This is a genomic window from Mesobacillus persicus, from assembly GCF_900109925.1.
Taxonomy (GTDB): domain Bacteria; phylum Bacillota; class Bacilli; order Bacillales; family Cytobacillaceae; genus Mesobacillus_B; species Mesobacillus_B persicus.
Genome location: NZ_FOBW01000002.1, coordinates 266,461 through 278,822, shown reverse-complemented (window position 1 = coordinate 278,822; position 12,362 = coordinate 266,461). Strand labels below are relative to the sequence as shown.

27 protein-coding genes are annotated in these 12,362 nt (G+C 33.8%); 24 read left to right on the top strand and 3 right to left on the bottom strand.

The features are described 5' to 3' along the window. The first annotated feature begins 35 nt into the window (after positions 1–35). The 3 genes from BMX30_RS23410 to BMX30_RS04010 are packed head-to-tail and all read left to right on the top strand — an operon-like array spanning position 36 to position 876. Complete coding sequence (locus BMX30_RS23410; RefSeq protein WP_170843790.1) at positions 36–209, top strand: hypothetical protein; 174 nt, start codon at positions 36–38, stop codon at positions 207–209. 10 nt (positions 210–219) lie between these two features. Further along, on the top strand, positions 220–609 hold the full coding sequence (locus BMX30_RS04015; protein ID WP_090741431.1) for a hypothetical protein: 390 nt from the start codon (positions 220–222) through the stop codon (positions 607–609). Positions 610–669: 60 nt separating this feature from the next. Continuing rightward, positions 670–876, top strand: a complete 207-nt coding sequence (locus tag BMX30_RS04010) for a hypothetical protein (protein WP_090741429.1) — start codon at positions 670–672, stop codon at positions 874–876. A gap of 16 nt (positions 877–892) precedes the next feature. On the opposite strand, the gene BMX30_RS04005 is transcribed toward BMX30_RS04010, so the two are convergent. Beyond that, positions 893–1,135 carry a hypothetical protein gene (locus tag BMX30_RS04005; protein WP_090741427.1) on the bottom strand — a complete coding sequence of 81 codons (243 nt, stop codon included), beginning with the start codon at positions 1,133–1,135 and terminating at the stop codon, positions 893–895. A gap of 155 nt (positions 1,136–1,290) precedes the next feature. Here BMX30_RS04005 and BMX30_RS04000 point away from each other — a divergent pair, with 155 nt between their 5' ends. From BMX30_RS04000 to BMX30_RS23400, 17 genes are all read left to right on the top strand, one after another. Beyond that, positions 1,291–1,572 (top strand): hypothetical protein, encoded by a 282-nt coding sequence (locus BMX30_RS04000; protein ID WP_090741425.1) that lies wholly within the window; start codon positions 1,291–1,293, stop codon positions 1,570–1,572. Then, positions 1,565–2,521 (top strand): sigma-70 family RNA polymerase sigma factor, encoded by a 957-nt coding sequence (locus tag BMX30_RS03995; RefSeq protein WP_090741423.1) that lies wholly within the window; start codon positions 1,565–1,567, stop codon positions 2,519–2,521. The genes BMX30_RS04000 and BMX30_RS03995 overlap by 8 nt, the downstream gene beginning before the upstream one ends. After that, positions 2,518–4,497 carry a sigma-70 family RNA polymerase sigma factor gene (locus tag BMX30_RS03990; RefSeq protein WP_090741421.1) on the top strand — a complete coding sequence of 660 codons (1,980 nt, stop codon included), beginning with the start codon at positions 2,518–2,520 and terminating at the stop codon, positions 4,495–4,497. Before BMX30_RS03995 ends, BMX30_RS03990 begins: the two co-directional genes overlap by 4 nt. A gap of 72 nt (positions 4,498–4,569) precedes the next feature. Further along, complete coding sequence (locus BMX30_RS03985; RefSeq protein ID WP_090741420.1) at positions 4,570–4,803, top strand: hypothetical protein; 234 nt, start codon at positions 4,570–4,572, stop codon at positions 4,801–4,803. Position 4,804: 1 nt separating this feature from the next. Then, positions 4,805–5,479: an HNH endonuclease signature motif containing protein gene (locus BMX30_RS03980; RefSeq protein ID WP_244532499.1), complete on the top strand. Its 675-nt coding sequence runs from the start codon at positions 4,805–4,807 to the stop codon at positions 5,477–5,479. A gap of 65 nt (positions 5,480–5,544) precedes the next feature. Beyond that, on the top strand, positions 5,545–5,781 hold the full coding sequence (locus tag BMX30_RS03975; protein WP_090741418.1) for a hypothetical protein: 237 nt from the start codon (positions 5,545–5,547) through the stop codon (positions 5,779–5,781). After that, positions 5,781–5,978, top strand: a complete 198-nt coding sequence (locus tag BMX30_RS03970; RefSeq protein ID WP_090741416.1) for a hypothetical protein — start codon at positions 5,781–5,783, stop codon at positions 5,976–5,978. The genes BMX30_RS03975 and BMX30_RS03970 overlap by 1 nt, the downstream gene beginning before the upstream one ends. A 195-nt stretch (positions 5,979–6,173) precedes the next feature. Continuing rightward, a complete protein-coding gene (locus BMX30_RS03965; RefSeq protein ID WP_090741415.1) occupies positions 6,174–6,449 on the top strand; it encodes a hypothetical protein in 276 nt (91 codons plus the stop codon). 4 nt (positions 6,450–6,453) lie between these two features. Beyond that, positions 6,454–6,588: a hypothetical protein gene (locus BMX30_RS24050; RefSeq protein WP_280139932.1), complete on the top strand. Its 135-nt coding sequence runs from the start codon at positions 6,454–6,456 to the stop codon at positions 6,586–6,588. A gap of 5 nt (positions 6,589–6,593) precedes the next feature. After that, entirely contained in the window at positions 6,594–6,740 is a 147-nt protein-coding gene (locus tag BMX30_RS23405) for a hypothetical protein (RefSeq protein WP_170843789.1), read from the top strand. 6 nt (positions 6,741–6,746) lie between these two features. Beyond that, positions 6,747–6,989 (top strand): hypothetical protein, encoded by a 243-nt coding sequence (locus tag BMX30_RS03960; RefSeq protein WP_090741413.1) that lies wholly within the window; start codon positions 6,747–6,749, stop codon positions 6,987–6,989. A gap of 25 nt (positions 6,990–7,014) precedes the next feature. After that, on the top strand, positions 7,015–7,299 hold the full coding sequence (locus tag BMX30_RS03955; protein ID WP_090741411.1) for a hypothetical protein: 285 nt from the start codon (positions 7,015–7,017) through the stop codon (positions 7,297–7,299). Between the two features lie 4 nt (positions 7,300–7,303). Then, the gene (locus tag BMX30_RS03950; RefSeq protein ID WP_090741409.1) at positions 7,304–7,486 is read left to right on the top strand and encodes a hypothetical protein; all 183 of its coding nucleotides are present in this window, start codon (positions 7,304–7,306) and stop codon (positions 7,484–7,486) included. Positions 7,487–7,490: 4 nt separating this feature from the next. After that, positions 7,491–7,703, top strand: a complete 213-nt coding sequence (locus tag BMX30_RS03945) for a hypothetical protein (RefSeq protein ID WP_090741407.1) — start codon at positions 7,491–7,493, stop codon at positions 7,701–7,703. Then, entirely contained in the window at positions 7,700–7,885 is a 186-nt protein-coding gene (locus BMX30_RS03940) for a hypothetical protein (protein ID WP_090741405.1), read from the top strand. Before BMX30_RS03945 ends, BMX30_RS03940 begins: the two co-directional genes overlap by 4 nt. Then, a complete protein-coding gene (locus BMX30_RS03935) occupies positions 7,882–8,091 on the top strand; it encodes a Thoeris anti-defense Tad2 family protein (RefSeq protein ID WP_090741403.1) in 210 nt (69 codons plus the stop codon). The genes BMX30_RS03940 and BMX30_RS03935 overlap by 4 nt, the downstream gene beginning before the upstream one ends. Further along, entirely contained in the window at positions 8,088–8,249 is a 162-nt protein-coding gene (locus BMX30_RS23400; protein ID WP_170843788.1) for a hypothetical protein, read from the top strand. Before BMX30_RS03935 ends, BMX30_RS23400 begins: the two co-directional genes overlap by 4 nt. A gap of 38 nt (positions 8,250–8,287) precedes the next feature. Here BMX30_RS23400 and BMX30_RS03930 read toward each other — a convergent pair whose 3' ends face one another. Beyond that, positions 8,288–8,524: a hypothetical protein gene (locus BMX30_RS03930; RefSeq protein WP_090741401.1), complete on the bottom strand. Its 237-nt coding sequence runs from the start codon at positions 8,522–8,524 to the stop codon at positions 8,288–8,290. Between the two features lie 187 nt (positions 8,525–8,711). On the opposite strand from BMX30_RS03930, the gene BMX30_RS23395 reads away from it, so the two are divergent. Next, the gene (locus BMX30_RS23395; protein WP_170843787.1) at positions 8,712–8,888 is read left to right on the top strand and encodes a hypothetical protein; all 177 of its coding nucleotides are present in this window, start codon (positions 8,712–8,714) and stop codon (positions 8,886–8,888) included. A 16-nt stretch (positions 8,889–8,904) separates the two neighbouring features. On the opposite strand, the gene BMX30_RS03925 is transcribed toward BMX30_RS23395, so the two are convergent. Continuing rightward, positions 8,905–9,141, bottom strand: coding sequence for a hypothetical protein (locus BMX30_RS03925; RefSeq protein WP_090741400.1), 237 nt, complete (start codon positions 9,139–9,141; stop codon positions 8,905–8,907). A 328-nt stretch (positions 9,142–9,469) separates the two neighbouring features. Here BMX30_RS03925 and BMX30_RS03920 point away from each other — a divergent pair, with 328 nt between their 5' ends. The 3 genes from BMX30_RS03920 (at position 9,470) to BMX30_RS03910 (ending at position 12,199) form a co-directional block, all read left to right on the top strand. Then, positions 9,470–9,832 carry an HNH endonuclease gene (locus BMX30_RS03920; RefSeq protein ID WP_244532498.1) on the top strand — a complete coding sequence of 121 codons (363 nt, stop codon included), beginning with the start codon at positions 9,470–9,472 and terminating at the stop codon, positions 9,830–9,832. A gap of 151 nt (positions 9,833–9,983) precedes the next feature. Continuing rightward, complete coding sequence (locus tag BMX30_RS03915; RefSeq protein WP_090741396.1) at positions 9,984–10,505, top strand: phage terminase small subunit P27 family; 522 nt, start codon at positions 9,984–9,986, stop codon at positions 10,503–10,505. Beyond that, positions 10,505–12,199 carry a terminase large subunit gene (locus BMX30_RS03910; protein WP_090741394.1) on the top strand — a complete coding sequence of 565 codons (1,695 nt, stop codon included), beginning with the start codon at positions 10,505–10,507 and terminating at the stop codon, positions 12,197–12,199. The genes BMX30_RS03915 and BMX30_RS03910 overlap by 1 nt, the downstream gene beginning before the upstream one ends. Positions 12,200–12,362: the final 163 nt, after the last annotated feature.

Sequence of the window (12,362 nt, the reverse complement as noted above, 5' to 3'; positions counted from 1 at the left end):
TTTCTTTTTGTCTTTAAAATGAAGAGGTGATGTGTATGAGCCTTCAAACCCTATTAAATGACCTCGAAACCTTCCTTCAACAAAACCCCTATTGTGATATCCACGTATCAAACCACCAAGGGAAATTCCAAGTACAATATACGATAAAAAAGAAATATGAGAAAACGGATAACGATCAAAATGACTCAGGGGCACAGCCCAATAAATAAGGAGTGTCATGTGAAAAATGAATTGTATCATTATGTTGGCGGCATTATTGATGGCGAAGGAACCATCAGTTGCGATAAGCGAGAATATATCAATAAAAAGAGTGTAAAGAAAACCTATTATTATATTTCGATACGAATTGGCATGAGTGGTCGTGCTGGAAAAAAAACATTAGACCGTATCCAAGAAATTGTCGGTCTAGGGGATATTTATGAACATCGAGGGGTTTATACCTATGTGGCACATGGTGGAGTGGCTAAAGCGTTTTTAGAACGTGTGGGTCCCTATTGTTACTCCAAACAAGACCAAGTGCAAGCTGCACGTTCATTCTTTGAAAAAGGGGCAAACAAAGAAAGTATCTATTGGCGTCTTCGATATGAAAAGCAAATCTCCTATAAATAGTTGTGTCTCCATTTCTTTTCTTGGTATCATGTAAAGAAAGAACATGATTGGAGTTCAAGCATGATTTGTGAGTGTGGTGGCGTCTTAGATGTAATACGGGTGGAAGAATACCCAGAAAACATAAAAGATAAAATAAGTTACAAACGACTTTGTGATGTCGAATGTTTAAAATGTGGCAAACAAATTCTGAGCCAACCATACGATTGGGGGAAACCCATGAATGTGGCAAAAGGAAATATGAAAAAGGTTTACTCAACTGATGAGTAAACCTTTTTTTATTCGCTTATTCTTCCGTTCCGTAGTCCTCAATCTGATTGTCAATCATCGTTAGCAGGTCAGTATATAAGTCGGAATTAAAAGAAAGTTGGTGCTGTTGATTGCCAACTGTAATAGAAATATCGAATTCCTCAAGGGTTTCAGCAAACTCTTCATCTGAATCCATCATTTTCTTAACATTATCAGATAAATCTTTTCTCAGTGCCATCAGTTTTTTTCCATACTCAGTCAGTTGATTCTTTTGCTCCATCGTTAACCTCTCGCTTTCTATTTATTCCCATTAAAGCAATAGTATCATATCTTCTCAAATAATAGCGATTTAAACAGCAGGAAATTATTTTTTAAAGAAGGGTTTTTTCGTTTCTTTGTGCATTATCTATTATCACAAAAACGGAGGTCATCCTTATGAAGTATACATTTAATTTAGTTGATTCGTTTCATATAAAAGAAAAAGAAGAGTTCCTTGTGTATTTGAATGTGGAGTGCAAACAAAAGAGGGAAACCTTTTTCATTAAAATGGATTTGTACTCAGGCAAAGTCAAAGACATTAAACACTTTGGACGTTTGGTTTTAGAGTTGTCCTTATCCATTGAAGAGAGAAAGGCGTTTTATCAAGAACTTGGGGAGTATGTAAAGAAAAATCACTTCAACATCATCTTAACAGGCGTGGAACAACCTTATGAGTAAATATAAAGAGATTCCACTAGAGATGATACAAAAAGCAAAAGATGGTGACGAATTTGCATTTAATGAAATTGCAAATCAACTTCGTGGACTGGTAAAAGCCATCATCAAAAAAAGAAAATACTTTTTACCAGGTGCTGAATATGACGATGTCTTTCAAGAAGGAAACATTGGCATTTTTAAAGCCATCCAAAGTTTTGAACCTGAAAAAGTAGAAGAAGGAAATTTTCTTTCCTTTTGTGCCATGTGTATCGACCGACAACTCATTGGTGCCGTTAAAGGTGCAACACGAAAGAAACATAAAGCATTAAATGAAAGTGACTCCTTTGATGTTCCACTTCCAGAGAACGATAATATGACATTTTTAGATTTTGCATCCAACTCGATGAATGCACAGGAAAGTTTATCCTATGAATTTTTAGATCCAATTAAACAAATTGAAATTCAAGACAAACTGGAACAATTAGACCGTTTTAAAGACTTGCATTTTAGCGATAGAGAAAAAGAAATTTATCAGTTGTTTCATATAGAGGGTTTAACCTACCAAGAACTTGAAGAAAGACTTGGGGTTGAAAGTAAAACCATTGATAATGCAATTCAACGCTCAAGAAGAAAAATAGATGAGTTTGTTGAACAAATTGAACAGAATCAACCCATCACCAAAAAGAACCTTTCAGACGTCTTGAAAAAGAAAACCAATTTACAAGTGGATGTTGATGAACAAGTGATTAGAGAATCCCTTGTTAAGTTAAATGGAATGGACAGATTGTTGATTGAACAACATTACCTCCATGGGAAAACACAACAAGAGTTGGCTTATGAGTTAAAGAAACGATTAGATATTATCCATAAAGGAACGTTTAGAGCACTTGAAAAATTAAAAATGGTTGTAGAAAAGGAAGTTATAAAATCCAAACAGACCAATGAATACAAAAATGGGGTCAAGCCATGAGTCATATTGCTGACATTGATATGAACGTACTCAAACAAGCACAACAAGGCGATGAAAGAGCAATCAATGAAATCATCCAAAAATGTGAACCCATTGTTAAAAGTTTTCAAAAGAAAATCTTTATCCCAGGTGCAGACCGTGATGATATCTTTCAAATAGGTTGCATGGGAATGATGGAAGCCATTGAAGCCTTTAATCCTGAAAAAGTCGAAAACGGTAACTTTCAATCATGGTGTAGAAGGTTTGTGAAACATAAAATTTTAGGTGAATTAAATCGGTCGAAAAATAATAAACATCTTGCCTTAAATGAAAGCCATTCCTATGATGCTTTGTTGCCTGATGGTGATGATACTGCATTTATTGATTATGCATCCCATTCAGAACAAGCCCAGATTAGTCTTTCCTATGAGTTCGTTGACCCATCTAAACAAGTGGAAACAAATGATACGGTAAAACATTTTAAACAATATAAAGAAGAAACATTTACAGAGATGGAGAAACAAATCTTTGAATTGTCTCTTGAAGGATATTCTTATTCCGAAATAGGGGAAAAGGTAGGCATTAATCGAAAAAAAGTAGACAATGCTCTTTATCGTGCAAAAGGAAAAGTTCAAGAGTTTAAAACACAACTTGAAAAAGAACCAAATAATCCAGAAGCAAAAGAAGAAATCGAACAAGATAAAATCCAAATTGAAGTTAATTATGGTGTTTCGAAAAAGAATCAAGATGACTGGAAGAAATACGATGTTTACAAAAAAATTAAACAAGCAGAAGAAATGTTGACAATAGAGCTTCATCGAAAACCCACGATTGAGGAAATCGTCCAACAGGCTGGAATTCGAAAGGAAAAATATTATGAAATCGAATTTTTACTCTTTAATGGAACGTTTGAATCCTTAGAGGAATTAGCAACCAAACCTGATGATGAAAAGTCCAATGAAGAATTAGTGGTTGAATACAAATATGCCACTTCTGATAACCGAAAAGAAGAGATAAAAGAAGTATTAATAACTCGTAATGAAAAATTTATTTATCATTTTATTTACAAATTATCTCCCTCAGCAAGAAATGATACTTTTCTTCAAGAAGATCTATATCAAATTGGAGTAATTGGGTTTCTTGAAGCTCTTGAAAATTATGATGTAACTCAAATAGAAAACAATAAATTTATATCGTTTGCAGGTCAAAACATCAAGTGGGGTATTAAAAGAGAACTAGGAAAACAAAACCAGCAACAAAATGGACTTCCTGTAAATGCCTACTATGAGATTAGAAAAATAAGAAAAACGAAAGCAAAGCTAAAAGAAGAATTAAAGCGTGAACCAAATGATGAAGAACTTGCATCTGCTCTTGAAGTATCAATGAAACTATTAAAAAAATATAAATCATGGGAAGAAAATTTCAACACCTATTCATTAGATGCAGAAATCAAGACATCCTCTTATAAAGATGAAAGCACAACAACTTTAAAGGATACATTGGTGAATACCACTTTTGACGAACCTGATAATGGATTAGACAAGATGGATATTCAAGATTTACTCATTTATCTCAATGAGAAAGAAAGAGACATTATTGAAAAACGGTATTATGACGTGATGACATTAGAGCAAATTGGTGAAGAATATGGCATCACTCGTGAAGCGATAAGACAATTAGAAGAAAAAGCACTGGAAAAATTAAAAGCAATGATGACAAATGAAAACTTAGATGTTCTTCTTCGTAAAAACATCAATGAAGAACATTGTTTGATGTTGGAGTATTGTGCATTGCCATTTGCAGAACGACTAGAAGAACTTATCTTCTTGTATAAAAAATTCTCGAAAGATAAAGTCGCTCGAATGCTCTTTGATTTACAAAGAGGTGGATACATTACGTATAAAAAAGGCTGGAATGCCAACAGAAAGGCAACTTTAACTCCAAAAGGGAAAGTCACTGTCAATAATTTTCATAAAGCATATGGTCTCGTTGATTAAAAAAGGAAGAAGGATATTTATGAAAATCTGAAAATACATACTTAAAACAAAATATATTGGGGGAGTTTTCAAATGAAAAACACACTGGGAGATCTTAATTTACACCTTTTTGCGCAGCTTGAACGGCTTGGTGATGAAGAAGTCAAGGGTGAAAACTTATCAGAAGAAATCAATCGAGCAAAAGCCATCTCAGATATTGCAAGTCGGATTATTTCGAATGGTTCTCTTGTGTTAGAAGCAAAAAAAGTAGCAGAGAATAGTTTAAATATTGAGCAACCAGTACCTAGGATGCTGGAGGGAAAATAAGATGGGACAATGGTTTCGATATACACCTGAACAGATTGATTTCTTAAAAAATAATATTGAAGGAACATTAATTAAAGATCTAACAACTAAGTTTAACAAACACTTTGGGTTAAATAAAACATATGAGCAAATCAAACGAATTTGCTATCGCCTTAAATTAACAAAAGGGTTGAAACATGTCTATACAGAAGAACAAAGTGCCTTTATAAGAGAAAATCTTGAAGGACGAACGAATAAAGAATTGACGGAACTGTTTAATCAACATTTCAATTTGAATTTGAGAAAGAATCAAATTGCAGGATATAAAAGCACACACAATTTATGTCCTGGGATGCATAGAAACCGATATCGCCCTGTTGGTTCTGAAAGAGTGGGTAAAGACGACTACATAATTATTAAGATAGCTGACCCGAATAAGTGGAGACCAAAACATATTCATATTTGGGAACAAGAAAACGGACCTGTTCCCAAAAATCATGTTGTTCTATTTGGAGATGGAGATAAGCGAAATTTTGATATCGATAACCTCATCTTAGTTCACCGCAAATTAATTACTACGTTAAATTCTAACCAATTAATCTCAAACAATGCTGAACTAACTAAAACAGGGATCGTGATTGCTGAAATATCCCAGAAAATAAGTGAACGAAAAAGAAATGCTGAAAAAACCAAATAATCGGAAAAGGACTTTTCAAAAATTCACTCAAACTATTATTATCACATAATAGGAGAGTGAATTCTTTGATTAAAGAATCATTAGGGAAGTATCAAAAAGAATATTGTACATTTCAACATATCTTTCTGAACAATGAAGGCAAAGTTTTAAAATATAAATTTAAAGATAAATATGTCCGTATCATTCATAGAGACCAAATGTGGAAAGTACAAGCCAATACAACCTTAAATGGACTTAAACCATTTAAAACCTTTGATGAGGCATATGCCTACCTAGAAAAAACAATTGGGGGAAGACTGTAATGTATTATATATCGGTTGTAAATGATGTGACAGGAGAAGAAATGGAACACCTATCACTTATAAATGAAAAAGATGCAGGAGTGCTATTTAAAGATGCGGTGTTTTCACTGATTGAATCACCAGGAAAATTTCATGTGTACTTAAAAGACCGTGTAGGAGATTTGTGTGAGTATAAACGAGTAGGACTTGATTGGTAACATCACAAAAAAGTTGAAAATACAAAAGGACTATTCCTTTTTTTACATAATACATAGATGACAACTGAATATTGTGTAGACTATTTTTCAAAAACATCATTTCAAAAATTATCCAACCAGAGGATGGAGGATACAGAAACCAGCACATTGGTTTTTGTGTCCTCTTTTTTTATTTATTTTAAAGGAGGTATCAAAGTGGAATTTCTTTATACATCAAATGAAGTAGCAGAAACACTCGAACACTGGCAAAGTATCGATGAATGGGCACTGATTGATTGCCATATTCCAAAATGGGATATCGAAAGTGTGATTCCTATGCTTTCAAGTGAAGAACAACTCTTTTTGCACCATTGGATCCAAGACCATTTAACCGAAGAACTAGCCCAAATGTATAAGATGACCGAAGACGGAATCCGTAAAAAGAAAAAAAGGGTTAGTGAAAAAATCTCAAAACTATTAAATGAGGAGTGATGATTTGAAATCAGACATTGTCCTATTAATTGAACAAGTAAAATGCATCACGCTTTCTGAACACGAAGAAACACTTGTGGAATTAGCCTATGCTGCTGGAGTGTTAGACGGCAGGAAGTTTGAACATGAAAAGGGGTGACAACTTTGGATGAATCATTAGTAATAAAAATTCAAGATTTAAAAAATGCCATTCGTGCATTAAAAGAAGTTGGAATGCATGATGAAGAAATTAAACTTTTTACCAAGTGGTTTACAAGTAATTATGAGATTGAGAGAGCCTTAGGGGAGTGATGAAGAATGAAAAAAATTATGAATGGCGAAATAATTGATGATAGTGAAAAACTTGTTTATCAGTTGCAAATAGGAGATCAGATTTTTACTCATTACACCCATAAAGGAAATGAGAAACATGCTCATATAAGAAGCGAGATACGTTACAAGATAGATGATTGGCTGGACATAGCATTTACTGAATTGATTAAGAACGAGTATACAAAAGAGGAATTAATTTTAAGTAGAATAAAACAGGAAAAAAGATAGTTATTACTTATTGGAGGGTGATTGAATGAAAGTAAAATTAACTCATACAGCCGATTTTGAAGATATGCAATGGCTTTATAATGTTGTGGCAAATTTTTTTGGGAGAAAAATCGAACCGTATTATAACAAAGACACCAAAATGTATGAAGGGTTTATCGTTGAATTTAATAGTTTGGTTCATTTTGAGATGTTTGTTAGGTATTTAGGAGAACTGAAAGAAGTTCATGAACATTTTGGGATCTGTGTTTTGCAAAAAGATAAATATAGCGATTTATTAGAATTAGAAATTTATGATGGATATCGGGAGTGATGGAATGAAAAGGTATTTCAAAAAAATAATCGTTTTCACAAAAGAAGATTTGGAAAGAAAAAAATCAATGTTGGACGAGTTAGAGTTTCAATATGAAGAGAGAACTGAAGAACATGAATTAATCGGTGGAGAAATGGTTGTTAGAAAAACAACATATGAGCTTTTGGTGTTTTTATATGAGGAGTGATGGAATGAAAATCTTGTTTACTATTTTTGAAAGATTGTTATATGTAGGGGTGAACTTTTTTACAGTTTGTGGTTTTTTAGGATTATTCTTATATTTTACAGACCAATTAGAAGCAACAGATGGTGATATTGGCAAGTTTATTTTTTTCTGTACCGTAACTTTGTTTCTTGGAATTGTAAGTTTTATCTTTGAAGTGTTAAAGGAAGTGATTGAATGATCTTAGCATTATCGATTTTTATCTTATTACTTACGGTTCTTGTCATTATTGCATCAGAAATTCAAGAATCCAATAATGAAACATTTAAAGTGATGGGAGAGTATCTTGAGAAACTTGAAGAGCAGAATATGAAGTTAGGTAAACGAATAAAAGAGTTAGAGAGGAAGATTGATAAGGAATGAATACAGGTACTTTTAGTTGGGCGTTATATCAACTAAAACAAGGGAAGAAGATTAAACGAAAACATTGGAGAGAAAACATTTATTATGTTCTTGATAATGGCTTGTTATATGAATTTTTTGGTGTAAAAAATGAAGAACTTGATGAATACAATGAAACTTTATATTTTTATGAAATACTTGCTGATGATTGGGAGGTAGTTGAATGACATTAAATGATTTCCTAAAAAGAGTATCAGAAAAAGATAAAGATAAAATGATTATTTATAGAGAGGGTGAGGGTTGGAGTAATGTTAATATTCATGTAAGAGAACATGAGATAACCATTACTTGCGACGATAATGCCATTTTTTCCGATGATAAGTAATTTCTAGTTCAATGATAATATGTAAGAAGCCATAGGCTTCATTGCAAGAAATCCTTTCTCCTTATTTCGCTTTTTAAATTCTCCACCATGCAGTGCATGACTTCTATATCGCTTTGAACCTCCAAATGATTCTCCACCATTTTTTCAAATACAATGGTAAGACACTCAATGTTTGCCCTAATAAAATCCTCACTTGAAATCTCTAACCCTTTCTCTATTTCCTGTTGCATGAACATAAGTTTTTGGAACGTTTGATTCACATAGTCGTTATTCATCTTTTTCTCCTTTCTTATTCTATCTTTCTATTTTATTCAGGAGGTGATGGTTCTATGAAGGGTTGTCAACATGAATTGTATCCTTGTTATTTTAAACAAATAGAAGCAGTCCGTTGTATGAAATGTAATCAGATATACCTTGAAATGTCCGTGTTTAAAAACCAATTAACATATAAAGAGGTGGAAGATGTACTACAAAAACGAAAAGGAAATGATTCAGAAGATTAAATGCAAGAAGTATGCTGAACTTGAGGAGTGGGAAAAGGTCTATTTGAAAGAATATGTGAAAGAATACAGACGAAATAAACGAATATGGCATCATGAAATCTCAACAGACTTTCAAAAGATGGAGTATAAGTTCTAAGCAAAACAAAAAAGCCCTAAGGCTTTTTAATAAAGTATTCAGGATTTGTATCAGCACGTCTGATGGTTTCTTTACGGCTATCAATTAATAATTTTAGCGCAGCATTGTCACGATCATCCTCTAGAAGTTTAGTGAATATTTCAAGCTCTTCTTTCGCTTCTAAGTATAGTTCACCTGATAACGCTTTCCGTTGGTATTCTTCGTTGTCTATACGTGAACGAGCATTTATTCTTTTTATTGTTTCTTTATCCATATTTAATTCTCCTCTCATTTATCTGTCTACTTATCTTTTATCACATAACATATCGAAATCAAAAACTATTTTCAAAAAAAGATAAATTATTTGTCTTGAATTGCAACGAAAGTGTTATATAAAGAAGAGAAATGCGGATTAAAGAAGAGGATACGAATCCTCTTCAAAGAATGTTGAACCATCTACATAATGGATCGCTTTTTATAAAGTGGTTTATTACATAAAGGATTAAGACTTCTTTTTATAAGAGGTCTTTTTGTTTTGAGCAAGTGAGGTGATGGATATTCAAAAACCATTGAAGCCATGTAAGAAAGCAGGGTGTCCACATTTGACACGTGAAGATTACTGTACAGGTCATAAAGGTGAGAAGAAAGCAGAGCAACGACAATACAATCGTTTTGTTCGGAATCAAAAGCATGTGAAGTTTTACCAGTCGAAAGAATGGAAGACGGTAAGAGTACAAGCATTGGTTCGAGATCACTACCTTTGTGTGAAATGTAGAGGTGCAGGTATCTATACGAAAGCAGATGTCGTTGACCACATTGTGGAACTTCAAGATGACTTCTCGTTGCGGAGTACACTCACAAACTTAATGAGCTTATGCCATAAGCATCACAACTTAAAAACAGCACAAGAGAAAAAGAAGCGTGAGAGTATTGTCCAATGGGGTGATAATGACGATGAAAAATAATGAAAAAATATTATATAGTCACTGGGAAGTCAATGGTACCAAGGGATACCCCCACCCTCGCAAAACGTTGATATATCAAGGTTTGTAAAACGCCGCCCTTAAACTCACACAAACTTCCCCACTGAAAAGTTTTGAAAAGGAGGTGAAAACCGTGGCTGGAAAAAAACAACCGTTAGAATTGGTTCTTGCAAAGGGCAAAAAACATCTCACCAAAAAAGAGATTGAAGAACGCAAGAAAAAAGAAGTGAAAGCCAAGTCGGATAAGGTAAAAGCACCGAAGTATTTACCCTCTGATTTAAAAAGAGAATTCAAGAAAATAAGTGATGAACTTGTTGAGATTGGAATCATGAGCAATTTGGATGTGGATGCACTGGCACGGTTTCTCATGGTTCAAAAGAAATACTTAAACATTGAACTAACCCTCCTCGAAATGTCTCCAACTGAAACTCTCCAAGAAGTTACTGAAGATGGTGAAATAAAAACCATTGAAGTGATCAATGAAAATTATGAAAAACTCCTTACCATGCAAGATAAATTGTTTAAACAAGCCAGAAGTGCATCAAGTGATTTAGGATTAACCATTTCTTCCCGTTGTAAATTGGTTGTTCCTAAAGCGAAAGAAGATGACAAACCACTCTCCAAAGAAGAAAGATTATTTGGAGGGAAGTTGTAATGGAATTAATCGAGCGAATTGTGAATTATTGTAGTGATGTTATTGATGGAAAAATAATAGCGTGTAAAAAACATATACAAGCTGTTAGGCGATTCGTCAATGATTTGGATAAATCACAAAGTGAGGATTTTCCATACGAGTTTGATACTGAAGAAGTGTACCACTTTTACGAATGGGCGAAAATGTTTAAACATACAAAAGGAGTTCTTGCAGGAGAACCTATTGAACTCACTGATTTTCAATTGTTTATCGTGGCGAACATCTTTGGGTGGAAAAACAAAAAGACTGGTTATCGAAGAATACGCAAAGTTTATATTCAAATTGCCAGAAAGCAAGCTAAGAGCCAACTTTTAAGTCTTATTGCAAGTTATGAAACTTTTTTAAGTGATGAAATTTCTGAAACATATATCGGAGGATGGTCAAAGGATACATCCAATATCGTATATAACGAAATATTATCTCAGATAAAGGCTAGTGAATTATTAGAAGGTAAATTTAGCGATTCATACCATCAAATCAAACATTTAAAGAGTGGAAGTTTTATTAAAGCACTAAGTAGAGAGGCGAGACGGTTTGGTGATGGAACGAATCCGAGCCTAGCCATCCTTGATGAGTACCATCTGCATCCGACTTCAGAAGTTTACGAAGTATTAGCATCTGGTATGGTGGCAAGAAAACAACCATTAATCGTTATTATTACAACTGCTGGCTTTAATTTATCAAGTCCATGTTATCAAGAATATCAATATGTTTCTAAGATTCTTGACCCTGATAATCCGATTGAGAATGATGAATACTTTGCCTTAATTTGTGAACTGGATAAAGGCGATGACATAAAGGATGAAACCTTGTGGGCTAAAAGTTGCCCAATTTCTACAACTTACGAAGAAGGTATGAACTTCTTACGAGGTGAGTTGAAGACGGCTTTAGACCAAAAAAGTAAATTAAGAGGGTTTTTAACCAAAAACATGAACATTTGGGTCGAGATGAGAGATAACGGCTATATGGATTTATCCAAATGGAAGAAATGTGAAGATGATTATACGCTGGAAGATTTAAGAGGGTTACCTTGTGTGGTTGGCGTGGATTTATCCACAAAGAACGACTTAACAAGTGTAACTTTTTTGTTTGTCAAAGATGAACACCTTTATGTACATAATCACTCATTCTTACCAGAAGAAACGTTACCAGAAAAAATACAAACAGGTAAAGTGCCATATGATTTATGGATTCAAGAAGGTTGGATCACTTCAATCCCAGGAGCTGTGGTTGATTTTGAATTCGTAGAGGTCTACATAGAAGAACTAGCAAAACAATATGACTGGAATGTAAGAGAAATCATATCAGACCCTTGGCAAGCGATGTATTTCATGCAAAACATGGAGAAAAAAGGATTTGTTGTTGTAGAGGCTCGTCAAGGATATGCAACCTTATCGCTTCCTACAAAAGACTTTCGTGAGAGAGTCTATAACGGAAAAGTCAAACACAACTCTAATCCTGTTTTAACATGGAGTATTTCAAATGCCGTTGTTCGTAGTGATGCCAATCTCAATGAACAACTGGATAAAAGCAAGTCATCAGAAAAAATTGACCCGATTGCAAGTCTGATAAATGCCCATGTACGAACATTCACTCTAGAAGGGGATTACCTAGACATGAATGAACACATTTTAAGTGATGATTTTTCATTTTAACCAGAAATGAGGTGGAAATTTGAAGAAATACATAGATGATTTGCTCTTTTGCATCGGATTATTGCTGGTTATCGTGCCAACGTTCTTTTTGAATGTGTACGTAGGGTTTTACTTACTGGGCGTCATATTCTTAACGATTTCGTTACTTTATAGCATGAAACCG